We start from the raw sequence: 24,272 nt of genomic DNA on the forward strand, positions 1-24,272 counted from the left end.
GCTGATCAGGAAATCCTGGGTTCGGCTGGGCAAAATGTGCTGCTGATCGGGGTGACGGCGTAATCTGCCGACACCGGCCGGCCGACCGGGTCGGCCGGCCGGCGGTGCCGACCCGGCGTGCAAGGTCTGCCTGGTCAGGCCGGTGAGCCGGGTGGCAGGTGGCGCAGGAACCAGTCGCGGGCCAGCTCGGCGACCCGGTCCAGCGTGCCCGGTTCCTCGAACAGATGACCCGCGTGCGGCACCACCGCCAGTTCACTCTCGCAGCGAAGCCGGGACCGCGCCTGCCGGTTCAGATCGATCACCGTGCCGTCCCGGGCGCCCACCACCAGCAGCGTCGGCGCGGTGACCGCGGCCAGCCGCCCGGGACCGGCGAGGTCAGGCCGCCCGCCCCGGGAGACCACGGCGCGCACGTCGTCGCCCAGCCGGGCCGCCGTCCAGAGCGCGGCGGCGGCGCCGGTGCTGGCGCCGAAGAGGCCGAGCGGGAGCTCCTGCGTCTCCTCCTGGTCCGCGAGGCGTCCGGCGACGGCGGTCAGCCGGGCGCCGAGCAGGTCGACGTCGAAGACCTTCCGCCGGTCCGGCTCCTCGGCCTCGGTGAGCAGGTCGAACAGCAGCGTCGCCAGGCCCGCCCGGTTGAGGTACGCGGCGACGTAACGGTTGCGCGGGCTGTGCCGGCTGCTGCCGCTGCCGTGCGCGAACACCACCACGCCCGCCGCCCGCGCCGGGACGGTCAGCCGCCCCGCCAGCAGGACGCCGGCGGCCGGCACGGTCAGCTCACGGTCCACCTCGACGGGCGCCGGCGGGTGGCCGCCACGCGCCTCGGCGAGCAGGCGCAGCACCTCGTCGTCCCCGGTCTGCGAGAAGTCGGCGTAGAACTCGCCGATCGCGAAGAACGGCGACGGCGTTCCGACACAGACCAGCTCGTCGGCCACGTCCGAGAGCCGGTCGGTCCAGTCCCCGGGTGCCACCGGCACGGCCAGGACCACCCGGTCCGCGCCCCTGGCCCGGACGATCCGGCAGGCCGCCCGGGCGGTGGAGCCGGTCGCGACACCGTCGTCGACCACGACCACGGTGCGACCGCGCAGGTCGGCGGGCGGGCGGTCGCCCCGGTAGCGGCGGGCACGGCGCTCCAACTCGGCGCGCTCCGCCTGCTCCACCCGGGCGAGCTGCTCGGCACTGACCCCGGCGATGCGCATCACCTGGTCGTTCAGCACCCGGACGCCGTCCTCGCCGATCGCGCCCATGCCCAGCTCCGGCTGGTAGGGCACGCCCAGCTTGCGGATCACGCAGATGTCGAGCGGGGCGCCGAGCGCCGCCGCCACCTCGGCGGCCACCGGCACACCGCCGCGCGGGAGGGCGACGACGACGGTGCCGGGGCCGCGCAGGTGGCCCAGGCGGGCGGCAAGCTTGCGGCCCGCGTCGGTGCGGTCGGTGAAGTGGGTACCGGTGACGTGCATGGCGCGGCCTCCGAGTTCCACCGTACGTCGGCGGGGCGGAGGTGGGGCGGGGGTGCAGGTGGGGCCGGCTGCGGTTGGTCGGGGGCCGGGCCGGGCGGGGGCCGGGGTGGGCGGGGCCGGGGTGGGGCGCGAATGGCCTTCGGCGCGGGCATGTCCCGTGCTCCGCCCGGGACGCGGATGGGCCCGGTCGCCCGTGCGCCCGGGACACCGGGCGCCGGAATGTGGGGTCGGACCGGCCGTCCGGTGGGCGTCTGGCCCGGCCGGGCGGCCGCGTCCGAACCGGCTGCGCCCGCCCGCACGGACGCGAGGCCCGAACGGACCGATGCGAGGCCCGGGCGGACGTGTGCACCCCGGACGGGACGCGCCCGAAGCAGCAGCCCGAGCAGAAGGAGTCACGCCGTGACCCTCCACCGTCCGCACCGACCGCCCGGCGACCCCGCCGCCGTGCACGACCCCGCCGAGGGCCCGGTCCACGCCCACGGCCCGGTCCTGCCGTACGGACCGCACGCCACCGGCGAGCCGGTCACCGGCCGGACGGTGGGCACCGCGCTGCCCGTCCGCCACCAGGTCCGCTTCGTGCCCGGTGTGCTGGATCCGGGCAACCCCGCCCTGGCCCGGGTCGGCGGACCGCCCGGTCGGCGGCTGGTCGTCGTGGAGGCCCGGGTGCACGAGCTCTACGGCCACCACCTCCACCGTTACCTGGCCGCCCGGGGCGTCGAGTACGAGACGCTAGTCCTGCTCGCGCACGAGCAGGTGAAGACCATGGACTCCGTGTTCCGGGTCGCCGACCGGATGGACTCCTTCGGCACCTACCGCCCCGCCGTCGACACCCTGCCCGACCCGGCCTTCCTCATCACCCTCGACCGCCGGCACCTCGGGAACGGGCTCGCCGAGATCCTCAAGGTGGCGCTGATCAAGGACCGGCATCTCTTCGAGCTGCTCGAACGGCACGGCCGCGACCTCCTGGACGAACGGTTCCAGGGCAGCCCGCGCGCCGGCGCCCGGGTGCTCACCCGGGCCGTGCGCGGCATGCTCCGTGAGCTGCAGCCCAACGCCCGGGACCACCGGCCGGAACGGCTGACGGACTACGGCCACTCGTTCAGCCCGACGGTCGAGCTGCGCGCGCTGCCCGAACTGCTGCACGGCGAGGCGGTCTGCGTCGACATGGCGCTCACCACGGTGGTCGCCCAGCGGCGTGGGCTGCTCGGCACGGAGCAGGCCGAGCGGATCCTGAGGCTGACGCGCCGGCTCGGACTGCGGGTCTGGCACCCGCTGATCGAACCGGTCACGCTCGCCGAGGCGCTCGCCGACACCGTCCGCCGTCGTGACGGCCGGCAGCGGTTGCCACTGCCGGCGGGGATCGGGTCGGGCGGGTTCGTGGACGATCTGACTGATCGTGAACGTGCTTGCGCTGCATGGTGGTTGAGGGACCGATCGACCGCAACCCCGGTCGGTGAGGAGCGCGCGGAGCCGGAGGGGTGTGAGGTCCGTGCGTAGCGCGGTCGTGGTCGCTGACACCGGCGCACCGGCGGACGTCCACGGTGTGCCCGGCGCGGCCGGGGCCACGCGGTCGGCCTGCCTGGCCCGCCGCGCCGGGCTCGCCGGGGCCTGGGAGGCCGTCGAATGGGTGCGCATCCCGCCCGGCGGGGTGAGCGGGGAACACCTGCACACCCGCACCCGGGAGATCTCCGTCGTGCTCGCGGGGAACGGCCTGGTCACGCTCGACGGCCGCCCGTACGCCGTCGGCGCCGGAGACGCGGTGCTGACGGCGGTCGGCACCCGGCACTGCCTGCGCAACCTCGGAGCGGGGGCACTGGAGCGGCTGGTGATCGAACTCCCGGCGCAGTGGGACGGCGACGCTCTCGTGGGCAGCACGGTGATCCGGGACCTGCGGCGCACCGGCCCGGCGGACCCGTCCGCAGTCCTCGGTGGTCCGCTGCGCCTGCTGCAGTCCGCCCGCCTGGCTCCCCGGGAGCGGGCCGGCCACACCGCCGACGGGGTCGAGCACACGCTCTTCGTCACGGCGGGGAGCGGCCGGGCCGCCGCCGGGGACGTGCGGGTGCCGCTGCGGCCGGGGACGGCGCTCACCCTGCCGCTCGGCAGTGCGGCGAACCTGGCGGCCGGCCCGGACGGGCTGGAGTACGTCCACGCGGAGCTCGTGGTGGAAGGGGCGGCGGCCGCAGACGGCTGACGGATGTCAACCGGCCGATGCCGGACGACGGATCGCAACTCCCGCCGCCGGTCATCTGCCGTTTCTGCGGGTGCCCGCCCCCGGTGCTTCCCGTCCGGTCGCTCCCGGCCGCCTCCGGCCCGTCCCGGCTGGATCTGCCCAGTCCCGGTCGCTCCCGGCCGGGCCCGGGCCCGGCCGGGACGGGAACGGCGGCTCAGGTGCCCGGGGCGCCGGGCGGCCCATGGTCGAGGTCACAGACCCAGTGGGAGGAGGACCATGATGGGCCGCACCGCCGAACTCGACCGCCGCATCCAGGCCGGACCCGCGAACTTCGCCCTCCTGGTGCGCGGCGGCGAAGCGTCCTGGACGGAACTCGCCTACCTCCTGGCCGAGTTCGAAGCCGATCGATTCATCCTGGTGACCGACGGCGCTGCTCCCGCCGACCATCTCGCCCGGGTCCGGACCATCGCCGAGGCGCAGGCCCCGTGCACCGTCCTCGCACCGTCCGATCGGCCGGCGGCGCGACCGGCGTCCGACGGCCGGACCGTGGTGATCGCGATCGGTGGCGAACGGGCCTGCGGCGTCCCGGCCGACGTGCGCCTGCCGACCACGCTCGCGGCAGCGTGCGGCCCCGCGCTCGCGCTGCTGCGCCCGCCCGCCGGCGGGCACCGGGCTCCCCGCACCGCGCCCGCGCTGGTCTGGGTCCGCAGCGATGTGCTGGCCGGCCGTCCCGCTCCGGAGACCCGGGCCGGCCTGGTCGAGGTGATCCGCCACGTCCTCGCCGTCTGCCCGGCGCAGTACGAGGTGCTCGCCAAGGTGCTGCGCCCGGACGGCCGTTACTCGCCGCAGGCCATTGCCGCCTGCCTCGCCCTCTGCGCCGACGCCCGTGCCGCGCTGGTCTGCTTCGATCCGTTCGAGACCGGCCCGGCCCTCGCGCTCGACTACGGGCGGAGTCTCGGCGCTGCGGTGCACGTCATCGCCGCCGCCGCCGACGCCAGTGCCCCCGGTGCCGGCGTTGCCGCGCTCGCGCCCGGCGACGCCGAGGCCCTGGGGCTGCTCCTCGCCGCCCGCATCGCCGTCCACCGCGGCCTGCTGGACGGTGCCGGGGCATGGGCCCACCACGCACTGCTCGCCCGCAACGGTTCGGCGACGGCCCTGCCCGCGCTCCCCGTCCGGTCCGCCGGGACCGGCGCCCGCACCCCGGCCGCCGCCGTACTCGCCGCCACCGCCGGGCCCGGTCTGCTGCTGCTCGCCGGCCTGGGGCACCCGTACTGCGCGTGCGGCCGCCTGCTCACCCCGGTCGACGCCACCGAGCTCCGGGCAGCCGTCGAGGGCCTGGGCCGGACCGCCGTTCCACACAGCCGCGTCCCCGCCCCGGAGCCGCTGGCCGCCGCCACCGGATGACCGGCGGGCGGGGAACGGGCGGCACACGGGGAGCAGGACGGGACCGGCTCCCCGTGTGGCCGGGACGGCGGGCGCGACACCGTGGAAACCAGAGGCGGACCAGCACGGACCGCCGGAGACCAGAAGGAGTCCCGTCATGACGGGAACGGTCATCACCGACCTCCGCCGCCGCGGCGCCGTCGACCCGAGCCGGGTCCTGACCGGCCCGCTGCGCGCGATCGGCCTGCAGTGGCTCGACCCGGGCCGCAGCACCGAGGTCGCCGCCGAAGGCGTCGAGCACGCCCTCTACATCACCGCGGGTTCGGGCACGGCCACCGCCCCGGACGCCGGTGCGCAGGCGGGCCCCGATGCCGGAATCCCGCTGCTCGAGGGCACCGCGCTGACCCTCCCGCTCGGCGCCCGGACGGCCCTCACCGCCGGTACGGCGGGCCTGGAGTACTTCCATGCCGTCCTCGCCGTCACCGGGCCCCCGGCCGGCGCCGAGGCCCCCGGGCACTCCGAAGCCCCCGACCACCCGGACCACCCCGACTACCCGGACCACCCCGACCACCCCGAGCGTCCGAAAGGAGGCGAGCCCAGGTGATCGTCACCACCGCCTCGGCCGCCGCCGCCGTCATCCTCGGCCCGCACGGCGAACGGATCCGGCTGCGCTGCCTGGCGCGCCGTTCGATGCTCAGTAGCGCCTGCGAGTCCTTCGACCACCTGCGGCTGAGCCCCGGCGCCCACCACGTGATACCCGGGCAGGCCGAGACCGTCCTCTACGTGCTGCGTGGCTCCCTCCTCGTCGGCCAGGCGACCGACGAGCCGGACCACTTGGCGGTCGACGGTGATCTGCTGCTGGCCCGCCGGGCAACGCCGCTGCACCTCGACGCGGGACCGCTCGGCGCCGAACTTCTGGCCCTCACCCTCGCCGCACCCCGCCGCGCCGCGGCTGCCAGGGACGCCCTGGCCCGCCGCCGCGCCGAACGACGGACCCGCCCGTGAACGCCCGGGCCTGAACTCCGGCCTCACCCGCCCGAACGCCCGCCGTCCCGACCGCCGCTCCCGCCCTGGGACCGGAACGGGACGGCGGGCTCATGTGCCCGGGCCGGGCCCCCGCGCACAGTGGTGGAAGAGCGGCCGATCGGCTCGACCACTCGGAAGATCTGGAGCTATTCCCATGACTGCAAACACCGCAACGAAGGCACTGCGCGTGGCGTCCCTGCTGGTGGGTGTCACCGCGGCGGGCGCGGCGATCAGGTGTGCTGTGACCGCTTCGTCGAGTACGTCCGACGCGACAGCCATCGGCAGCCAGCCGGCCAAGCCGCCGGATGCCACGGCCCTGCGCGCGGCCCGACAGTGCGGGACCGGCGACAAGCCGCCCTGCTGACCGACCGAACATTCCCTCACGGGGGCTGCCCCCGGTACCGGACCTGGTACCGGGGGCAGCCCCTGTGAAGCGGGCCGGGCCGTGGGTGTCGTGGTGGACCGGGCCCACGGTCCGCGTGCCCGCGCCCGGCCGAGCGGTTTCGTACAGCCGCCCGCCGCCCGCCGCCCGCCGCCCGCCGCCCGCCGCCCGCCGCCCGGCCGGGCGGTCAGGGCGTGGTGGGGTAGCGGGGCAGTACCGCGAGCACCCGGGTGCCGTGGTTCAGCGGCGCGACGGTGCAGCAGCCACCGATCTCGGCGGCGCGGTCGGCCATGGACCGCAGCCCGACACCGCCACCCACCTCCGTCCCACCCGCAACAGCCCCACCCGCCGCAGCCACGGCCTGCGTAGCACCAGCGGCCGCAGCCCCGTCCGTCGTGGCTTCGATCGTGGCGTCGTCGGTGCCACCCGGGCCGCCGGAATCCGCGCCGCCCGCCGGCGGCTCCCCGCCCGCGATGCCGATGCCGTCGTCCTGGACGGTGAGGGTCAGCTTCTCGCGGTCCACCGAGACGCAGACCTCGGCGGACCGGGCGCGGGCGTGCCGCAGCACGTTGTTGAGCGCCTCCGCCGCGATGCGGTACACGGCCACCTCGACCGCGGCGGGCAGCTCCGGCAGGGGGTCCGGCCGCACCGTGACGTCGATGGACAGGCCCGCGCCGCTGAACGTGGTGCCCAGCTGCCGGACCGCCCGGGTCAGCCCGAACTCGCCGAGCTGCGCGGGCCCCAACCGGTCGGTGATCCGCCGGACCTCCTTGATGGTCATCGCCAGGTCGGACGAGATGCCGCGCAGGCTGCCCGCGAGCCGGTCGTCCTCGTCGAGCCCGATGCCGGCGCTGTCGACCCGCAGCCGCAGCCCGGCCAGGGCGGGCCCGAGGCCGTCATGGATGTCCCGGCGCAGCCAGCGCCGCTCCTCCTCGCGTGCGGCGACGATCTGCTCCCGGCTGGCCTGGAGGTCCTCCAGCAGCCGGAGGGAGGCAACCGCAGGCGAGGCCTGGTCGGCGAGCGAGCGCAGGATGTCCACGTCGCTGCGGTCCAGCTGCTCCTCGCCGGCCCGGAGCCCGACGGTCAGCTCACCGATGACGGTGCCGTTGTGGACGAGCTCGAAGCCCTGCCTGGTCCCGTCCAGCCGCCCGACCGCGGCCAGCCGGCGCGAGCCTGCCCGTGTGCTGACCGTCAGGGCGACTCCGGGCAGTCTCAGCTCCTCGGCGACGGTCGAACAGAGCGCGACGGGTAGCCGCTCGGGGTCGACCACCTGCCGGACGCGTTCTGCGAGCGTCCGCAGCACCTGGTAGGGCTGGGCACGCTCGCCGTAGTACAGCCGGTCGACCAGCCCGGACGCCCACCGGGCCGCCCGTGGCAGACCGGAGCCCAGCGCGAAGACGAGAACGATCAGCAGCAGGGCCGCGGCGCCGCGCCCGGGCACCAGCCAGCTCGACAGCAGACCGGCGAACACCACGAACAGCGTGGTCAGCCCGGTGGCGAGCAGGAGCCCGCTGAGGATCCGGCGGGCGGCCCGGTCGAGCTTCCAGCCGCCGTCCTTGATGACCAGAACGGCGACGGCGACAACCCAGAACGCGCTGGCCGCGGCCCAGAGCACATAGGCGCGCCAGTAGTCCTCCGCGGCCGTCCGGGTGTAGAAGTCCTGCATGGCGGCCCACCACAGATAGGCGGCGAGCATCAGGCCGAGGTGCAGGCGGTTCCTCGGGGCCGATCTGAGCAGCCGGGCCAGCAGCACGGCCCCCGCGAAGGCGACCAGGGCGTAGAAGACCTGCTGGTCGTACGCGCCCACACGGTCGTAGAGCCACGCCAGCGCCCGGGCCGGCGGGGCGCCCGCCACCGGGTTGGCGCGGTCGAACATCCGGTCCTCGCCGATCTCCGACAGGTAGATCGTGATCTGCCAGAGTGCGACCGCACCGATGTACCAGTACCACCGGCGGTCCGTCAGCCGCCCGGAGGGGAGCCAGAGCGGCAGGACGAAGAACAGCGTCTCGCGGACCGTGTCGCAGACGGCGTCGAGCACGGTCACCGCGCCCACGATCCCGGGGTCGCCGACCTCGACCCAGACGGCCGCGGCCGCCGCGTCGGGGGCGATCGAGGCGAGCGCGTAGATCAGCATCACCCAGCCGAGCGGGCTGCCGGGCCGGTGCGCGTGCAGCAGCATGCCGGCCCCGGCGGTGGGCAGCGCATAGGCCAGTACGAGCAGCTGGTTCCGGGGCACCACCACGGCCGGACTGCCCAGATGGGCGAGAACGTAACAGGTCCACAGGGTGGCGAGGGCCAGGCACAGGCACGTGACGGCGGCGGCCGCCGCGAGCTGCCGCTGGGCACCGGTGCGGCGGGCGGCGGGCCGGCGGGTGCGGGCGGGCGGCCGGGGCCGGGGAGAGATCACCGTGATCATGGCACCGCCTCGAAACGGGCTGGGGTGTGGTCCGCCGACGGCCGTTCGCCGGGCACTGGTGGCAGTCTCGTCGGCCCGCCGTCCCGGGCGCATGGGGCAGCGGTCTCGTCCTGCGTGCCGGAGGTCCGGACGGACGGGCGACACTCCGAGCATGTCACGGAAAGTCACTCGACCATCGCTGGTAGTGTCGGCCAGGTGGACCAACAGCACCCCGCCGCCCAGCCCGCTCCGCAGCCGGCCCCCGGCCCCCGGGACGAGCCGCAGGACGCGCCACGGGACGAACCCGCGGAGCAGCCCGCCCACGCGGCCGTCCGGCAGCCCGGCGGCGAAGGGCCGGACGGGTACGACGGCTGGCCGGGCTCCGGGCCGACGGGTGCACAGGCCCGCGATCACGCGGGGGACCTCTCCGGGGAGCCGTCAGGGGACCCGCCCGGGGAACCGGACGGCTCACCCGTCCGGGTGCTGATCGTCGACGACCACCCGCTGTTCCGCGAGGGCCTCAAGGCCGCACTGCAGAGCGCCGAGGGCATCGCCGTGGTGGCCGAGGCCGAGCGGGTCGGCGCAGTGCCGGACGCGGTCGCCCGGCACCGCCCGGACGTGGTGGTCATGGACCTCTCGCTGCCGGACGGCTCCGGGCTGGAGGCCGCCCGCCTGCTCGCCGCCCAGCCGCCCGCCCCGCCGGTGCTGATGCTCACCATGGCCGACGACGACGGCAGCCTGCTGGCCGCGCTCCAGGCGGGAGCGCGCGGCTACCTGGTGAAGGGCGCGGGCCGGGAGGAGGTGCTGCACGCGGTGCGGACGGTCGCGGCGGGTGGTGCGGTGTTCGGCGCGGACGTGGCGGGCCGGATCACCGCGCTGCTGGCGGGGGCCCGGCTGCGCGAGGCGGGCCAGCTGTTCCCCGCGCTGACCGCCCGCGAGGCGGAGGTGCTGGACCTGGTGGCGCGGGGGCTGGACAACCGGCGGATCGCCCGCGAGCTGGTGGTGGCGGAGAAGACGGTCCGCAACCACGTCACCCACATCTTCGAGAAGCTGCACGTGGCGACCCGCGCGGAGGCGGTGGCCCGGGCGCGCGACATGGGCCTCGGCGACAGCTGACCAGGCCCGGAAGCCCCGCTCGGCCGGCGCCCCGGACGGCGACCTGGTCGAAGCGCGGCCCGGAGCAGCGGCCGGGGCCACGACTGCACCGCAGGCCGGATCCGGGGCCGGGACCGGCCTGCCGTCCCGCGCGTCCGGGACGGCGGGCCGCCGAGGATGCGGGGAAGGGGACCCGTTCGGGTACCCCCGCAGGCGCCCGTACGGAGGCTCACACGGAGGCCCACATGAGCGAACCGGCCACGGCCACCATGAGCCGAGCCACCGCCGACCGGCCGAGGCAGGCCAGCCTGACCTGGGCCTACTGGGCCTGCGGGCTGACGCTGGCCAGCGGCCTCGGCTGGGTGGTGCTGGCCCTGACCCGCCAGGACGCCGCCTGGGCCGAGCCGTTCTTCCTCCACGACGGCGAGACGGTGCTGCTGGGGTTCGCCTTCGGGCTCTCCGGCCTGCTGATCCTCGCCCACCGCGCCGGGCCGGACGACCCGGCACTCGCCGCCGCACCCCCGCGCGCCACCACCGCCGCACCCCCGCGCGCCACCACCGCCGCACCCCCGCGCGCCGCCGCCACACCAACCCCCGAAGCCGCCCGCCCCGCCCCCGGGGAGCCCCGCCCCGTCGGCCGCAGCCTCGGCGTGACCATGCTCGCCGCCGGCCTCGGCGGCTGCCTCTCCCGCTTCTTCCTGCTCGCCGCCGCGTCGGCCGGCGCCGGCCCCGTGCCGGAGGCCGTCGGCGCGGGGATGCTGCTCGCCTCGGTCACCCTGTTCATCTTCCTGTCCCTCGCGCTCCCCCTCTGGCTGCCCGAGGGCCGGCTTCCCGGCGGTTGGGGGCGCCTCTTCGTCGCCGCGATCGCGGTGTGGAGCGCCTGCCACGCCTGCGTGGTGCGGCTCGGCGTGCCCCTGCCCTACTTCGGGGACGTCCTGGTGCCCCAGGGGGAGGGGCTGCCGCTGGACGAGTGGCACGTCACCCTCGTCTCCTGGGCCGTCGTCACGGGCAGCCTGACGGTGGCCGCGGTGCGGTGGCGGCGCTCGGCCCGCCCGCACCGGACGGTCGCCCCGGTGCTCGTCCCGTACCTGATCTGGCTGATCACCACCAACCTCGCCCTCCGGATGGGAAGTTCGGAGAGTTTCGGTGCGTTCGCCTACTTCACCGGCTCCGCACTCTGGATGCTCGGCGCCGTCGGCTATGCCTTCACCCGCGACCGCTCCCGCTACCTCGACCGTGCCACCCGCCGGATGCTCAGCGTGCTCGCCCTCACCGCGATGCTGATCTCGGGCTACCTCGGCATCGGGCTGCTGCTGCGCCGCGCGCTGCCCCAGGCCAGCACCGCCGGTGCCCAGCTCCTCGCGGCCGGCGCGCTCGCCATCGGCGGACTGCTCGGCCCGACCACCCGCTGGGTGCTCCGCGCCGTCGACCGCTTCTACTACGGCGACCGGGCCCGCCCCTACCAGGTGGTGCGCGAGCTCGCCGAACGGCTCAGCCGCGCCGTCAGCCCGGCCGACGCGCCACCGCTGCTCTGCGACACGGTGGTCAACGCCCTCGGCCTGCCCGGCGCCCGGGTCGTCCTGCACACCCGCAACGGCCCGCACGAAGTCGCCTCGGTCGGCACCGTCGCTCCCAACAGCCAGGTTTTCCCCCTCAGTTACGAGGGCGCCGTGATCGCCGACCTCTACGCGCCGCCGCGCGCCGGCCAGCCCGTACTGGACGCCCAGGATCACGAGGTGCTGCGTTTCCTCGCCGACCAGGCCGCGCCGGCCATCGCCTCGCTGCGCATGTACGAGGAACTCCAGGCCGGGCGACGGCAGATCGTGCTGGCCCGGGAGGAGGAACGCCGTCGGCTGCGGCACGACCTCCACGACGGGCTCGGCCCCACCCTCTCCGGGCTGCGGCTCGGCGTCGACACCGCGCGCGCGGCCGTTCCCGAGGACTCCCCGGCCGCCCGGTCGCTGCGCGCGGTCTCGGCAGGGATCGGGCAGGCGATCGTCGAGCTGCGCCGGATCACGGAGGGTCTGGCGCCGGCGGCGCTGGCGAGCGACGGGCTGGCGGGCGCGTTGCGCCGGCTGGTCGCCGGGCTGGACGGGGACCACGTCCGGCTCGCCCTGGTGCTCGACCCGGACCCGCCGCCCGCACTGCCGGCCGCCGTCGAGGTGGCGGTGCTGCGGATCAGCGGCGAGGCGCTGAACAACGTGCTGCGTCACTCGGGTGCCACGGAGGCCCGGTTGACGCTGCGGGTCCGCCCGGACGAGGTGGTGGTCGAGGCCCGCGACGACGGCCGCGGTTTCCCGGGCCCGGGCCGTGCCGGCGCCACCGACGGCCGGGCCGAGCCGCCGCCCCTCCCGGTGGCCGATGCAGCGCCCGGTCACCGGCCCGGCGACGGGCCCGGCGAAGCGTCCGGGGCGACGACCGACCACCGGGCGGGTTCCGGTCTCGGTCTGCGCTCGATGGCCGAGCGGGCCGAGGAATTGGGTGGCGGTTTCACCGCCGTCAACCACGACGGCGGCGCCATCGTCCGGGCGGTACTGCCGCGGACGCCGGCCGCCTCCGAGGTGGGTGCTCCGAGCGTGGGCGCACGCAGCGCGTCGGAGTCCGGCTGACGGACGACGGCTGCCGGATGTCACGATCCGTCAGCTGTTGTCCGTCATGCGTCTGCCGTCAACCGTGCCGCCGCCACGCCCGGCCCTCTTGACGGAACCGAGGGTTGCCTTAATCATCATGGTCGCGTCAACTTCGCGGGCGCGCCCCTGTTCTTGCTCTGCACATCGACCGGACCCCTACTCCGGCCGGCCCCTGACTCCACCCGTCGCCCGCGAGGTTCCGCACTTTCCGTTCTGCCCCACCAGAAACCGGAGCCTCCCTTGACCGAGCGCGCCTCGCGGCGATCCCGCCTGCGCCGATCCGCCCTGTCGACCGGGGCGGTCGTCACTCTCGCCGCCGCCCTGTTCGCCCCCGCCGCAGTCGCGGCCCCCACGGCGGCCCCCGCCGCACCGGCCGCCAGCACGGCGGCTGCCGCCGCCCCCGACATCCCGGTCGCCAACGTGAAGGCGCACCTGGCCCAACTGCAGTCGATAGCCACCGCCAACGGCGGCAACCGCGCCCACGGGCGGGCCGGCTACAAGGCCTCGATCGACTACGTGAAGGGCAAGTTGGACGCGGCGGGCTTCACCACCACGCTGCAGAGCTTCAGTTACAACGGCTCGACCGGCTACAACCTGGTCGCCGACTGGCCGGGCGGGGACACCTCGCACGTCGTGATGGCCGGAGCCCACCTGGACTCCGTCACCGGAGGCCCGGGCATCAACGACAACGGCTCCGGCTCGGCCGGCATCCTGGAGACCGCGCTGGCCGTCTCCCGGGCCGGGCTCAAGCCCGCCAAGCACCTGCGCTTCGGCTGGTGGGGCGCCGAGGAGTACGGCATGGTCGGCTCCAAGAACTACGTCAACAGCCTTCCCTCCGCCGAGCGTTCGAAGATCGACACCTACCTCAACTTCGACATGATCGGCTCGCCCAACCCGGGCTACTTCACCTACCGGTACGACACCGCGCTGGACGCGCTGTTCCGCGACTACTTCGCGGGCCTCGGCATCGCCACCGAGCAGGACTTCGAGGGCGACGGCCGCTCCGACCACGCCCCGTTCCAGGACGCCGGCATCCGGGTCGGAGGCCTCTTCAGCGGCGCCGACTACACCAAGACCAGTGCCCAGGCGGCCAAGTGGGGCGGGACGGCGGGCCAGCCGTTCGACCGCTGCTACCACTCCTCCTGTGACACCAGCGCCAACATCGACGACACGGCGCTGGACCGGATGAGCGACGCCATCGCCTACGCGGTCTGGACGCTCTCGGCCGGCGACACCACGCCGCCCACCGGCACCGTCTTCGAGAACACCGCCGACGTCCAGATTCCCGACTACGGTTCCGCGGTGACCTCCGACCTCGCGGTGACCGGGCAGACCGGCAACGCGCCCGCCGCCCTCAAGGTCGGCGTCGACATCAAGCACACCTGGCGCGGTGACCTCGTCGTCGACCTGGTCGCGCCGAACGGCACCACGTTCCGGCTGAAGAACTCCAGCGGCAACGACTCCGCGCCCAACGTCCAGACCACCTACACGGTCAACGCCTCCGCGGTGCCCGCCAACGGCACGTGGAAGCTGAAGGTCCAGGACGTGGCCCGGCAGGACACCGGCTACATCGACAGCTGGAAGCTCACCTTCTGACGCCCTCGCGGCAGGAGGGCGAAGCAAACCGCACGAGGTGAAGGGGTGCCGGCCGCCGCCGGCACCCCCGCTCGCGGAGCCGCTCGAGCCGCCGAGGCCGTCGCGGCCACGGCGGCCGTAGCGGCCAGGACGGCCGCTACGGCCACGACAGCCCTGTGACTGCTACGGCTGCATCTCGTAGGCGCCGGAGAGCGCCTCGACCCGGGCCCACACCTTCGCCGCCCGCTCGCCGTCCGCGACCGGGCGGCGGACGTGCGCCAGCGCCCAGGCGGCCTGCGCCTCGGTCGCGGACGCCTTGCCGTGCAGCTCGGTGGCGTGCGCGGAGAAGTCCCGCACCAGCGCGTCGAAGATCTGGTCCAGGACGTCCGCCTCCAGCCCGGTCAACTCGGCCTGCTCCAGCACCAGCTGGCCGTAGACGATCAGCGCGAACAGCTGACCGATCTCGAGCAGGAAGTCCAGGTCCGCCTGCTGCTCCGCGCTCGGCGCGTGCTGGACCAGGAACTCGCAGAAGCCGTCGGCTTGTTCGCGGAACCGGGCGACGTTCGGGACGTGCGCGTGCGCGTCGTACGCGGTGCGCCAGTCGTGGAAGCGGATCGCGCCCAGACCGCGGGCCGGGCCCTGCCGGAACAGGAACTCGTCGTCGGCCGCGTCCAGCCGGCTCGGCACCGGCGCGTACTCGGCCGGGCTGAACAGGTAGTTGGCCATGAACTTGAGGATCAGCGCCAGGTTGACGTGGACGGTGCCCTCCAGCTTCGGAAGGCCGCGGATGTCCTTCGCCGCCTTGTCGAAGTAGGTGTCCGCCTCGAAGCCCTTGGCCGCGATGACGTCCCACATCAGGTCGATGACCTTCTCGCCCTCCGTGGTGACCTTCATCTTGGTCATCGGGTTGAAGAGCAGGTAGCGACGGTCCTCGGGCGAGGCGGTGCGGAAGTAGTCCACCGCGCGGTCGGAGAACAGCTTCATCGCCACCAGGCGGGCGTACGCGTCGGTCAGCTCACGCCGCACGTGCGGGAAGTCGGTGACCTTCTTGCCGTAGAGCACCCGGTTGTGGGCGTGCGTGACGGCCTCGTACATCGCGTGCTCGCAGATGCCGACGGAGGCGGTGCAGAGGTTGAACTTGCCGACGTTGACGGTGTTCAGCGCGGCGTCGAAGGCGGCCTTGCCGGTGTGCAGCACGTCCTCGGCGCGCACCGGGTAGTCCTCCAGCCGGAACTCGCTGACGTACATCTGGGCGTTCACGACGTTCTTGACCAGCTGGTACGCCTCGTGGCGGCTGTCGGCGGCGAAGAAGACGTAGCCCTCCGGGCCCTCGACGTCCGAGCGGCGGCCGAACACCGAGACCAGGCCGGCGACGTTGCCGTTGCCGATGTAGTACTTGGGGCCGGTGGCGGTGAAGCCGCCTTCGCCGTCGGGGGTGAGGATCATGTCCGTCGAGTAGATGTCGGCGCCGTGGCTGCGCTCGGAGAGCCCGAACGCCATCACGTGACCCTCCGCCAGCAGCTGGGCGGCACGGGCCCGGACGGCCTCGTTCTCGCTCTGCCAGACCGGGCCGAGGCCGAGGATGGTGACCTGCCAGGTGTACCAGTAGCCGAGGCCGTAGAAGCCGAGGATCTCGTTCAGCTCGGCGATCCGGGCGGTGTCCCAGCGCTTGGCCGGGTCGGCCGAGGACGGGGTCAGGAACTCCGCGAACAGGCCTTCCTTCGCGGCGAATTCGAGGAAGTCGGCGTACCAGGTGCGGTCGATGTAGGTGTCGATCAGCGCCTTCTTGCCGCGGGACTCGAACCAGTCCACGGTCGCGCGCAGCAGTCGGCGGGTCGGCTCGTCGAACTGCGCGGGGTCGTACGTACGCGGGTTGAAGAGCATCACGGGCTCCCGGGGGTCGAGGGATTCGAGGGGTGTGAGGACGGTGTGGGGTACGGGGTGCCCCGGGGCCTGGGCGGCTTGGGCCTACGGCCGGTGGTCGCCGGGGCCGCCGGAGCCTGCTTGGTCGGCTTGGCCGGCGGCGAGGCGGTGCAGGGTGGCGAGCACGTCGTCCAGCCAGGCGAGGGTCATCCGCTCGTACTCGATGCCGCCGCGCAGCACCACGTGCTGGAGCTGCTGCCGGGGGTCGAGCGCGGCGGGGGAGGGGAAGTCGCGCTGCTCGCCGTGCAGGTAGCGGGCGAGCAGGGCGGCGTGGCCCTCCCGGTGGCGTTCGACCTCGGCGATCAGCGCGGCCGGGTCGTCGAAGGCCGCAGCGCGGATCTTGACCGCCAGCTCGTGCCGGACGGTCTCCGGTTCGACCGGCTCGCGCAGCCAGCCGGCCAGGGCGGTGCGGCCCGGCTCGGCGGCCGAGTACACCTTCTTGTCCGGCCGGCCGTCCTGGGCGACCTCCTCGGCCGAGATCCAGCCGTCGGCCTCCATGCGCCGCAGCACCCGGTAGATCTGCTGGTGGGTGGCGGTCCAGAAGCGGCCGATCGAGCGGTCGAACCGCCGGGCCAGCTCGTAGCCCGAGCCGGGCTGCTCCAGCAGCGAGACGAGGATCGCGTGCTCCAGTGCCATGACCGGCATCCTGCTATGCAACGAGTTGCATACACAAGGGCGCCCCGCCCCGGTGAGACGCAGCTCACCGCTTCGTCGTCGCGGCGCGAAACCCGGCAGGGTAGCTTCCGAGGCAAAAAGGTGCAAAACGGTAGATCAGCGCCAGAATGGGTACGGGCGCGCTAGCGCCTTCCATGTTCCGGACGTAGGAGGTGGTATCGGTGTCTACCCAGATTCCGATGGGCATGGAGCACCATCCGGACATCGTCGAACTACGGGAGCACTACGAGCGGGTCACGCTGACCCCGCAGGCCCAGGGCATCGAGGCCCTGGCCGTTCTCGCCGGTCTCTTCCTGGCGGCCTCGCCATGGATCGTCGGCTTCACCGCCTTCAGCACGCTGACCGTCACCTGCCTGATCGTCGGCCTGGCGTACTGCCTGCTGATGGCCGGATACGGCTCGGCGTACGAGCGCACCCACGCACGGGCCTGGGCCGCGACCCTGCTCGGCGCGTGGACGATCATCTCTCCCTGGGTGGTGTCCGGTGAGGTGGACCGTGGCAAGAACATCGTCACCTGCCTGATCGCGGGCGGCGTGATGTTCCTGCTGGGGCTCGCCGCGATCTCGATGGCCACCATGACATCGAACGGAGCGTCGATGAGGCGCGGCCGGGCCGGCCGGGCCAGGAGCTGACCTCACGGGAAGCCCGGACGGGCAGCCCGGACCGGGGCGCGGAACGGCGAGGCCGCCGTCCGCGCCCCGGCACGTCCGCCCCCTGCGGGACGGCACTGCGGCCGCCCCGCCGTCTCCGGGCTACGGCCGGGTCATCCGCAGCACGTCCAGCGCCTCGTCCAGCTGCTCCCGGGTGAGCAGCCCCTGCTCCAGGTAGCCCCGCTCCAGAACCACCTGACGGATCGTCTTCCGCTCGGCCAGCGCCTGCTTGGCGACCTTGGCGGCCTCCTCGTAGCCGATGTACCGGTTGAGCGGGGTGACCACCGACGGCGAGGACTCCGCGTACTCGCGGGCCCGTTCGGCGTTGGCGGTGATGCCGTCCACCGTCCGGTCGGCCAGCAGCCGGGCGCTGTTGGCGAGCAGCCGGACCGACTCCAGCACATTGCGGGCGATCACCGGGAGCATCACGTTCAGCTCGAAGTTGCCGCTCGCGCCCGCCACCGTGACGGTCGCGTCGTTGCCGATCACCTGCGCCGAGACCATCAGCACCACCTCGGGCAGCACCGGGTTCACCTTGCCGGGCATGATCGAAGAACCCGGCTGGAGGTCGGGCAGGTTGATCTCCCCGAGACCGGTTCGCGGGCCCGAGCCCATCCAGCGCAGATCGTTGGCGATCTTGGTGAAGCCGACCGCGACGGTGCGCAGCTGGCCGCTCAGCTCGACCAGGCCGTCCCGCGCACCCTGCGCCTCGAAGTGGTCGCGGGCCTCCGTCAGCGGCAGGTCGGTGGCCCGGGCCACCTCCTCGATCACGGCCGCGGCGAACCCGGGCGGGGTGTTGATGCCGGTGCCCACCGCCGTGCCGCCGAGCGGCAGTTCGGCGACCCGGGGGAGCGTCGCCAGCAGCCGCTCCCGCCCGTGCCGTACCTGCGCCGCGTACCCGGCGAACTCCTGGCCCAGGGTGACCGGGGTGGCGTCCATCAGGTGCGTCCGGCCGGACTTCACCACCTGCGCGAACTCCGCCGCCTTGCGCTCCAGCGCCTCCGCCAGGTGCTCCAGTGCGGGGATCAGGTCGTGGGTGACGGCGGCGGTGGCCGCGATGTGGATCGAGGACGGGAACACGTCGTTCGAGGACTGGCTCGCGTTGACGTGGTCGTTCGGGTGGACGGGCCGGCCCAGCCGCTCCGAGGCCAGCGTCGCGATCACCTCGTTGGTGTTCATGTTGGACGAGGTACCGGAGCCGGTCTGGAACACGTCCACCGGGAACTCGGCGTCCCAGCGGCCCTCCGCGACCTGCTCCGCGGCGGCCGCGATCGCCTCCGCCGTCTCGTCGTCCAGCACCCCGAGCCGGGCGTTCACCCGCGCCGCGGCCGCCTTGATCCGGGCCAGCGCCGCGATGTGGGCGTGCTCCAGCCGCTGGCCGGACACCGGGAAGTTCTCCACCGCCCGCTGCGTCTGCGCCTGCCACTTCGCCGCCACCGGCACCCGGACCTCGCCCATCGAGTCGTGCTCGGTCCGGTACTCCTGCTCGTCGCCCATCGCGCGCTGCTCCTCCCGGCCGGCCCCGGGGGCGGCCTTGGTCTCGGTCGTGCTGTCGGTACCGGTAGCGGTACCGGATTCGGTCTCCGATCACGACAGCCGCGCGCGGGCCCCTGGTATTTCCGCCCCCGGGGTACCGTCCGGCCCCGGCCGCCCCTTTGCCGGGGGTCACCGCACTACGGCGCCACCGCTCCTTCGGGCCAGGGCAGCTCGTGGCGGACGACCGCGCCCGGCTCGGCCCCGGCCTGGGCGACGAGGGCGCCGCCCGGCGCCCAGAAGCCCGACCCGCCCGAGGTCCGCGGGTACCCGCCGCTGGCCCCGGCCGAGGTGGCCAGCACGCCCCACACCCGGTGCGCGGCGGCCGGTCGCGGACCTGGCCGTCCCGCCGGGCGAGCGCCACCGGGTCGTCGCCGTACAGGGTGGAGGCGACGTAGACGTCGATGCCGAGCGCGGCCAGCTGCTCGGCGTGGTCGGGGAACGCGGCGTCCGCGCAGATCGCCAGGCCCATCCGCCGGCCGTCCAGCTCCAGCACCGCGGGCTTGTCGCCGGGGGTGAAGCGGTCGCCCTCCGCTCCGTGCAGCCGGGTCTTCCGGCAGACGACCTCGGCGCCCTCGCCGGTGACGGCGAGCGTGGCGATGTACTCGCGGCCGTCCGCCTCGCGCACCGGCGCGCCGGCCAGGGCGGTCGTGCCGGCCGCGGCGCAGGCCTCGACCAGCGGCGCGAGCCGCGCGTCGGCGGGGTCGATCGCGGGCGCGGTGAGGTCGTAGCCGGTCAGCGAGAACTCGGGGAAGACCACCAGCCGGGCACCGGCCTGGCGGACCGCGTCGACGTGCCGTCGGACGTTGACGGCCACGGTCTCCGGCCGGGAGGCCTCGGCGCAGACGGGCTGGGCGACGGCAACGGTCAGGGGCGCGGGCACTGTGGGGCCTCCGAGAGGGTGATCAGGGGTGGAGATCACGATCAACCTAGGAGCCGTCGGGGAACCGGGCAAGCTTCATTCGAAAGGGTGAAGATCGTGAGCCGGAGGCCCGTTGGCGGCCGCCCGGCCCGTCCGGCTTCGTACGCTCGTACGCGGATCGGGGGAACGGTCACGACGGCGCTCGCGTGCGGCGTGCGGCGCAGGACGCGCGGCCCGCGGCACCCGTCGCCACGCAGGGGGCGGGCATGACAGCACCAGGGCACCACGGCGGCGGGCACCAGACCGGCGGGCACCACGACGGCGAACGCCGCGACGGCGCGGACGTCGACGGGCCCCGCGGGGCCCGCAGGAGCGGCACCGGCCTGAGCCGGCGTGAACTGCTCGGCGCCTCGGCCGCGCTCGGCGGGGCCGCCTGGCTGCTGCGCGGCACGATCGGCCCGGACCACGCGCAGGCCGTCACCCCGGCGCCGCCCGGACTGCCCGCCGGTACCGAGCTGTACCAGCGGGTCTACCAGAACTGGTCCGGCGAGGTCCGCACCGACCAGCTCTGGACCTGCGCCCCGCGGACCCCCGAGGAGGTGCCCCCGCTCGCCGACTGGGCCCACGCCAACGGCTGGCGGCTGCGCGCCCAGGGACACCGGCACACCTGGGCCCCGCTCACCGTCGCCGACGCCACCCCCGAGAGTGCCCGCGTCCTGCTGCTCGACACCACCCGCCACCTCACCGCGATCACCGCCGACTCGCCGGACACCGTCCGGGTCCAGACCGGCGCCACCATGGAGGACCTGCTCGCCCACCTGGCCGGCCGCGGCCTCGGCGTCGCCAACTGCCCCGCGCCCGGCGAGCTGACCGTCGGCGGGGTGCTCGCCATCGGCGGCCACGGCACCGCCGCCCCGGCCGCCGGCGAGACCCGCCCGGACGGCCAGGGCTACGGCTCGCTGAGCAACCAGATCACCCGGCTGACCGCCGTCGTCCACGACCCCGGCACCGGCCGCTACACCCTGCGCACCTTCGACCGCGCCGAGGCCGACAGCGCCGCGTTCCTCGTCCACCTCGGCCGGGCCTTCGTGACCGAGGTGGTGCTCCGGGCCGGCGCCGACCGGCAGCTGCGCTGCGTCAGCCGGCTGGACGTCCCGGCGAGCGAACTCTTCGCCCGCCCGGGCACCTCCGGTCCCCTCGGCCGCCGGCCGCGCACCTTCGCCGACTTCGTCGAGCGCGACGGCCGCGCCGAGGCGATCTGGTTCGCCTACACGGACCGCCCCTGGCTGAAGACCTGGAGCGTCGCCCCGGAGCGCCCGTTCGCCTCCCGTGCCGTCGAGGAACCGTACAACTACCCCTTCTCCGACAACATCCCGGAACCGGTCGCCCGGCTCGCCGGCCAACTCGTCACCGGCGCCTGGTCGTCGGCCCCGCTCTTCGGCCAACTCCAGTACCTGGTCGCCAAGGTGGGGCTCACCGGGGACCTCACCGACGTCCTGCTCTCCGGCGGTCTGATCCGCGACCTGCTCACCGGCGAGGTGCTCACCCACCTGCTCGCCGGCGGCCTGCGCTCCGACCTCTGGGGCCCCTCCCGCACCCTGATGCAGTACGTCCGCCCCACCACCCTGCGGGTCACCGCCAACGGCTACGCCATCCTCGCCCGGCGCGCCGACCTCCAGTGGGTGCTCGCCGAATTCGCCGACCACTACCGGCAGTTGCTCGCCGACTACCAGGCGCGCGGCGAGTTCCCGGTGAACGGCGCGGTCGAGATCCGGGTCACCGGCCTGGACGACCCCGCCTCCTGCGGTGTCCCCGGCGCCCGGCCGCCCCTGCTCTCCGCGCTGCGCCCCCGGCCCGACCGCCCCGAATGGGACACCGCCGTCTGGCTCGACGTCCTCGCCTTCCCCGGTACGCCCGGGCTGCACCGCTTCGCCCGCGAGCTCGAACAGTTCCTGCTCCGCACCTTCGACGGCACCCGGGCCGGCCTGCGCGTCGAGTGGTCCAAGGGCTGGGCCTACACCGCGGACGCCGCCTGGGCCGACCCGGACGTGCTCGGCCGGGTCATCCCCGCCAGCCACCGCGACGGCGGCGGCCCCGGCTGGGACGAGGCGATCACCGTACTGGACCGCCACGACCCGCACCGGGTCTTCGGAAACCCGTTCCTGGACCGGCTGTTGACGAACTGACGGCCGGTCCGTCCGGCGCGGGCCGCCCGGCGGCGGGGAGCGCCGCTCCGGTCAGACGTGCTCCATCACGATCACGGCCAGCGTTCCGGGCTCCAGCGCGCGGAAGACGTGCGGGGCGTCGCCCGGGTAGCTCACGTAGTCGCCCGGGCCCAGCTCGACCGGCGCCTCCGACGGGCCGGCCAGCGCACGCCCCGCGCCGATCAGGAGGTGCTCGACCGTGCCCGGCATGTGCGGATCGGAGGCGCGGGTCTCGCCCGGCTGCGCCTCGATCCGGTAGATGTCGCGGCGGGCGTTGGGCGGGCAGGAGGCCAGCAGGGTGGCGGCGTAGTCGGCCCGCTCGGAGTGGGTGACCGGCCCCTCGCCGGCCCGGATCACCCGCACCACCGGCCGCGGCGGGTCGACCAGCCGGCTGAACGGCACGTCCAGCGCGACGCCGAGCGCCCAGAGCGTCTCCACGCTGGGGTTGCCGGCGCCGGACTCCAGCTGGGAGAGCGTGGACTTGGCGATCCCGGCCCGCCGGGCCAGCTCGGCCATCGAGAGTCCGACGCGCTCGCGCTCGCGCCGGATCGAGGCGGAGATCAGGCCGATCAGCTCCGAACCGGACGTGGCCGGCCCGCCGTTGTCGCCCGCGCCGCCGCCCGGCCTGCCGGTGCCGCTCGCTCCGCTGCCGCCGCCGGGGGCACTGCCGCCGCCGGGGCCGGTTCCGTCGCTGCCCACACTCATCCGCGTTCGCTCCACAGGTCCACGCGTTCGCCTTGACGAACGACAGTCATCGGGTTCACTCTACTGGACATGCGTTCGCTCCTCCGAACACTCGACCGTTCCACGCTGCGTGACATCGCCCTGGTCTGCGTGGCCGACGCCCTGGTCGGTGCCTCCTTCGGCGCCATCAGCGTCTCCGGCGGCCTGCCGCTCTGGGTGCCGATCGCCATGTCCGTGCTGGTCTTCGCGGGCGGCTCCCAGTTCGCGGCCGTCGGCGTGGTCCTCTCCGGCGGCGGCGCGCTCGCCGCCGTCGCCACCGGCCTGGTCCTCAACGCCCGCCTGCTGCCGTTCGGCTTCACCGTCGCCGACGTCCTCGACGGACCCTGGTGGCGGCGGTTGCTCGGCGCCCAGCTGCTGACCGACGAGTCGGTCGCGTTCGCCCTGCTCCAGCCCGACCGGCGCCGCCGTCGGGCCGCGTTCTGGCTCTGCGGGGTCGCCCTGTTCATGGTCTGGAACGCCGCCGTCGTGCTCGGCGCCGCCGCCGGCGGCCTCATCGGCGACACCGACGCCCTCGGGCTCGACGCCGCCTTCCCCGCCGTCCTGCTCGCGCTCGTCCTGCCGTCGCTCACCGACCCGCGCACCCGCGCCGCCGCCCTGGCCGGCGCCGCCGTCGCGGTCGCCGCCACCCCGTTCCTGCCGGCCGGCCTGCCCGTCCTGCTCGCCCTCCTCGGCCTGGTCTTCGCCGGCCGGGGCCCGGCCCGCCCGACCGGGGAGCAGCCCGCCGGTCAGACACCCGTGCCGATCGCCGAAGAGGTCCGCTGATGCCCCTGCTCGCCGTCCTCCTGCTGGCCGCCGGCACCTACGCCTTCCGGATCGCCGGTCCCGCCCTCGGTCACCGGCTCACCCTCTCCGACCGGCTGCGCCACCTGCTCGCCGTGGCCGCCGCCGTACTGCTGGTCGCCCTCGTCGCCACCGGCGCCCTCACCCGGGGCCACGACTTCGCCGGCTGGGCCCGGCCCGCCGGCGTACTGGTCGCCGGGCTGCTCGCGCTGCGCCGCGCGCCGTTCCCGGTCGTGGTGGTGGCGGGCGCGGCGACCACGGCGGTGCTACGGCTCTGCGGGATCGCCTGACGCGGCGCCCACGGCCAGGGTGCGGCCCGCCGCCCTGGCCCGCCCTCGTGACGCACCGTCCCGACCTGGCGCACCGCCCTGACCCGGCGCACCGTCCCGACCTGGCGCACCGTCCCGGTCGCTGTCGGGTGGGGCGGCCCCTCGGGGCCGACCGCCTGGGCGCAGGCCCGGGTTCAGCCGGTGGCGCCTTCCGTCAGACGCTCCTGCTGGATCTCGGGCCGCTTGCTGTCCCAGAGCAGCTCCCAGACCTTGAACACGCAGTGGTAGTCCCGCATGCTGCCCTTGGAGATCAGCAGGTAGGTGTCGCCGTCCCGGAGCAGAGTGCGCTGGCGGCTGTTGAACGGGTGCTGCGGCGTGTACGTCGGCACGAGCCGCTTCAGCTCGGCGAGGGCCTCCTCGCGGGTGCCCTCGATCTCGGCGAGCACGTTGGTGCCCCAGATCCGGTCGTTGCCGGCGCCCTCGGTCTCCTGGACGACCAGTGCCCAGCGCGTCATGGCCCAC

21 protein-coding genes and 1 pseudogene are annotated in these 24,272 nt (G+C 74.8%); 13 read left to right on the forward strand and 9 right to left on the reverse strand.

Going from position 1 to position 24,272, the window contains the following annotated elements:
* Positions 1-134: 134 nt before the first annotated feature.
* On the reverse strand, positions 135-1,454 hold the full coding sequence (locus ACZ3YO_RS06140; RefSeq protein ID WP_465565463.1) for an alpha/beta family hydrolase: 1,320 nt from the start codon (positions 1,452-1,454) through the stop codon (positions 135-137).
* Positions 1,455-1,853: 399 nt separating this feature from the next.
* On the opposite strand from ACZ3YO_RS06140, the gene ACZ3YO_RS06145 reads away from it, so the two are divergent.
* From ACZ3YO_RS06145 to ACZ3YO_RS06170, 6 genes are all read left to right on the forward strand, one after another.
* Positions 1,854-2,951, forward strand: coding sequence for a 3-dehydroquinate synthase family protein (locus ACZ3YO_RS06145; RefSeq protein WP_465565465.1), 1,098 nt, complete (start codon positions 1,854-1,856; stop codon positions 2,949-2,951).
* The gene (locus ACZ3YO_RS06150; RefSeq protein WP_465565468.1) at positions 2,944-3,645 is read left to right on the forward strand and encodes a cupin domain-containing protein; all 702 of its coding nucleotides are present in this window, start codon (positions 2,944-2,946) and stop codon (positions 3,643-3,645) included. The genes ACZ3YO_RS06145 and ACZ3YO_RS06150 overlap by 8 nt, the downstream gene beginning before the upstream one ends.
* Positions 3,646-3,900: 255 nt before the next feature.
* Positions 3,901-5,028, forward strand: a complete 1,128-nt coding sequence (locus ACZ3YO_RS06155; protein ID WP_465565471.1) for a dehydroquinate synthase/iron-containing alcohol dehydrogenase family protein — start codon at positions 3,901-3,903, stop codon at positions 5,026-5,028.
* A gap of 136 nt (positions 5,029-5,164) precedes the next feature.
* Positions 5,165-5,611: a hypothetical protein gene (locus ACZ3YO_RS06160; protein ID WP_465565474.1), complete on the forward strand. Its 447-nt coding sequence runs from the start codon at positions 5,165-5,167 to the stop codon at positions 5,609-5,611.
* Positions 5,608-6,012: a cupin domain-containing protein gene (locus ACZ3YO_RS06165; RefSeq protein ID WP_465565477.1), complete on the forward strand. Its 405-nt coding sequence runs from the start codon at positions 5,608-5,610 to the stop codon at positions 6,010-6,012. Before ACZ3YO_RS06160 ends, ACZ3YO_RS06165 begins: the two co-directional genes overlap by 4 nt.
* 175 nt (positions 6,013-6,187) lie before the next feature.
* The gene (locus tag ACZ3YO_RS06170) at positions 6,188-6,397 is read left to right on the forward strand and encodes a hypothetical protein (RefSeq protein WP_465565479.1); all 210 of its coding nucleotides are present in this window, start codon (positions 6,188-6,190) and stop codon (positions 6,395-6,397) included.
* Positions 6,398-6,602: 205 nt separating this feature from the next.
* Here the strand turns inward: ACZ3YO_RS06170 and ACZ3YO_RS06175 are convergent, their stop codons facing one another.
* Positions 6,603-8,831, reverse strand: coding sequence for a sensor histidine kinase (locus ACZ3YO_RS06175; protein WP_465565482.1), 2,229 nt, complete (start codon positions 8,829-8,831; stop codon positions 6,603-6,605).
* A 459-nt stretch (positions 8,832-9,290) separates the two neighbouring features.
* On the opposite strand from ACZ3YO_RS06175, the gene ACZ3YO_RS06180 reads away from it, so the two are divergent.
* From ACZ3YO_RS06180 to ACZ3YO_RS06190, 3 genes are all read left to right on the forward strand, one after another.
* A complete protein-coding gene (locus tag ACZ3YO_RS06180) occupies positions 9,291-9,926 on the forward strand; it encodes a response regulator (protein WP_396320141.1) in 636 nt (211 codons plus the stop codon).
* A 224-nt stretch (positions 9,927-10,150) separates the two neighbouring features.
* Positions 10,151-12,514, forward strand: a complete 2,364-nt coding sequence (locus tag ACZ3YO_RS06185) for a sensor histidine kinase (protein WP_465565484.1) — start codon at positions 10,151-10,153, stop codon at positions 12,512-12,514.
* 342 nt (positions 12,515-12,856) lie between these two features.
* Positions 12,857-14,131, forward strand: coding sequence for a M28 family metallopeptidase (locus ACZ3YO_RS06190; RefSeq protein WP_465566265.1), 1,275 nt, complete (start codon positions 12,857-12,859; stop codon positions 14,129-14,131).
* Between the two features lie 162 nt (positions 14,132-14,293).
* On the opposite strand, the gene ACZ3YO_RS06195 is transcribed toward ACZ3YO_RS06190, so the two are convergent.
* Together ACZ3YO_RS06195 and ACZ3YO_RS06200 are read right to left on the reverse strand one after the other, a co-directional pair.
* Positions 14,294-15,994, reverse strand: a complete 1,701-nt coding sequence (locus tag ACZ3YO_RS06195; RefSeq protein WP_465565487.1) for an acyl-CoA dehydrogenase family protein — start codon at positions 15,992-15,994, stop codon at positions 14,294-14,296.
* 84 nt (positions 15,995-16,078) lie between these two features.
* Complete coding sequence (locus ACZ3YO_RS06200; RefSeq protein WP_465565490.1) at positions 16,079-16,669, reverse strand: PadR family transcriptional regulator; 591 nt, start codon at positions 16,667-16,669, stop codon at positions 16,079-16,081.
* A 200-nt stretch (positions 16,670-16,869) separates the two neighbouring features.
* Here ACZ3YO_RS06200 and ACZ3YO_RS06205 point away from each other — a divergent pair, with 200 nt between their 5' ends.
* Positions 16,870-17,340 carry an SPW repeat protein gene (locus tag ACZ3YO_RS06205; RefSeq protein WP_396319800.1) on the forward strand — a complete coding sequence of 157 codons (471 nt, stop codon included), beginning with the start codon at positions 16,870-16,872 and terminating at the stop codon, positions 17,338-17,340.
* Positions 17,341-17,460: 120 nt separating this feature from the next.
* Here ACZ3YO_RS06205 and ACZ3YO_RS06210 read toward each other — a convergent pair whose 3' ends face one another.
* The 3 genes and pseudogenes from ACZ3YO_RS06210 to ACZ3YO_RS06220 form a co-directional block, all read right to left on the reverse strand.
* Positions 17,461-18,855, reverse strand: coding sequence for a class II fumarate hydratase (locus ACZ3YO_RS06210; protein ID WP_465565493.1), 1,395 nt, complete (start codon positions 18,853-18,855; stop codon positions 17,461-17,463).
* Positions 18,856-19,031: 176 nt separating this feature from the next.
* Positions 19,032-19,193, reverse strand: a complete 162-nt coding sequence (locus tag ACZ3YO_RS06215; protein ID WP_465565496.1) for a hypothetical protein — start codon at positions 19,191-19,193, stop codon at positions 19,032-19,034.
* A gap of 146 nt (positions 19,194-19,339) precedes the next feature.
* Positions 19,340-19,813: pseudogene (locus tag ACZ3YO_RS06220) on the reverse strand (nitrilase-related carbon-nitrogen hydrolase); the annotation flags it as partial.
* 206 nt (positions 19,814-20,019) lie between these two features.
* On the opposite strand from ACZ3YO_RS06220, the gene ACZ3YO_RS06225 reads away from it, so the two are divergent.
* Positions 20,020-21,939, forward strand: a complete 1,920-nt coding sequence (locus tag ACZ3YO_RS06225) for a cholesterol oxidase substrate-binding domain-containing protein (protein WP_465565499.1) — start codon at positions 20,020-20,022, stop codon at positions 21,937-21,939.
* A 51-nt stretch (positions 21,940-21,990) separates the two neighbouring features.
* Here the strand turns inward: ACZ3YO_RS06225 and ACZ3YO_RS06230 are convergent, their stop codons facing one another.
* On the reverse strand, positions 21,991-22,662 hold the full coding sequence (locus tag ACZ3YO_RS06230; RefSeq protein WP_465565502.1) for a helix-turn-helix domain-containing protein: 672 nt from the start codon (positions 22,660-22,662) through the stop codon (positions 21,991-21,993).
* Positions 22,663-22,731: 69 nt separating this feature from the next.
* Here ACZ3YO_RS06230 and ACZ3YO_RS06235 point away from each other — a divergent pair, with 69 nt between their 5' ends.
* Both ACZ3YO_RS06235 and ACZ3YO_RS06240 read left to right on the forward strand, forming a co-directional pair.
* Positions 22,732-23,463, forward strand: a complete 732-nt coding sequence (locus ACZ3YO_RS06235; protein WP_465565504.1) for an AzlC family ABC transporter permease — start codon at positions 22,732-22,734, stop codon at positions 23,461-23,463.
* Positions 23,463-23,771, forward strand: coding sequence for an AzlD domain-containing protein (locus tag ACZ3YO_RS06240; RefSeq protein ID WP_396319805.1), 309 nt, complete (start codon positions 23,463-23,465; stop codon positions 23,769-23,771). Before ACZ3YO_RS06235 ends, ACZ3YO_RS06240 begins: the two co-directional genes overlap by 1 nt.
* Positions 23,772-23,944: 173 nt before the next feature.
* On the opposite strand, the gene ACZ3YO_RS06245 is transcribed toward ACZ3YO_RS06240, so the two are convergent.
* Positions 23,945-24,265 (reverse strand): hypothetical protein, encoded by a 321-nt coding sequence (locus tag ACZ3YO_RS06245; protein ID WP_396319806.1) that lies wholly within the window; start codon positions 24,263-24,265, stop codon positions 23,945-23,947.
* Positions 24,266-24,272: the final 7 nt, after the last annotated feature.

It is taken from the genome of Kitasatospora sp. NPDC022785, assembly GCF_055561295.1.

Coding starts and splice junctions, on each gene's coding strand:
- ACZ3YO_RS06140 (WP_465565463.1), bottom strand. CDS start 1,454: ATGCACGTCACCGGTACCCACTTCACCGACCGCACCGACGCGGGCCGC.
- ACZ3YO_RS06155 (WP_465565471.1), top strand. CDS start 3,901: ATGATGGGCCGCACCGCCGAACTCGACCGCCGCATCCAGGCCGGACCC.
- ACZ3YO_RS06160 (WP_465565474.1), top strand. CDS start 5,165: ATGACGGGAACGGTCATCACCGACCTCCGCCGCCGCGGCGCCGTCGAC.
- ACZ3YO_RS06170 (WP_465565479.1), top strand. CDS start 6,188: ATGACTGCAAACACCGCAACGAAGGCACTGCGCGTGGCGTCCCTGCTG.
- ACZ3YO_RS06175 (WP_465565482.1), bottom strand. CDS start 8,831: ATGATCACGGTGATCTCTCCCCGGCCCCGGCCGCCCGCCCGCACCCGC.
- ACZ3YO_RS06185 (WP_465565484.1), top strand. CDS start 10,151: ATGAGCGAACCGGCCACGGCCACCATGAGCCGAGCCACCGCCGACCGG.
- ACZ3YO_RS06195 (WP_465565487.1), bottom strand. CDS start 15,994: ATGCTCTTCAACCCGCGTACGTACGACCCCGCGCAGTTCGACGAGCCG.
- ACZ3YO_RS06200 (WP_465565490.1), bottom strand. CDS start 16,669: ATGGCACTGGAGCACGCGATCCTCGTCTCGCTGCTGGAGCAGCCCGGC.
- ACZ3YO_RS06210 (WP_465565493.1), bottom strand. CDS start 18,855: ATGGGCGACGAGCAGGAGTACCGGACCGAGCACGACTCGATGGGCGAG.
- ACZ3YO_RS06225 (WP_465565499.1), top strand. CDS start 20,020: ATGACAGCACCAGGGCACCACGGCGGCGGGCACCAGACCGGCGGGCAC.
- ACZ3YO_RS06230 (WP_465565502.1), bottom strand. CDS start 22,662: ATGAGTGTGGGCAGCGACGGAACCGGCCCCGGCGGCGGCAGTGCCCCC.
- ACZ3YO_RS06235 (WP_465565504.1), top strand. CDS start 22,732: ATGCGTTCGCTCCTCCGAACACTCGACCGTTCCACGCTGCGTGACATC.
- ACZ3YO_RS06240 (WP_396319805.1), top strand. CDS start 23,463: ATGCCCCTGCTCGCCGTCCTCCTGCTGGCCGCCGGCACCTACGCCTTC.
- ACZ3YO_RS06245 (WP_396319806.1), bottom strand. CDS start 24,265: ATGACGCGCTGGGCACTGGTCGTCCAGGAGACCGAGGGCGCCGGCAAC.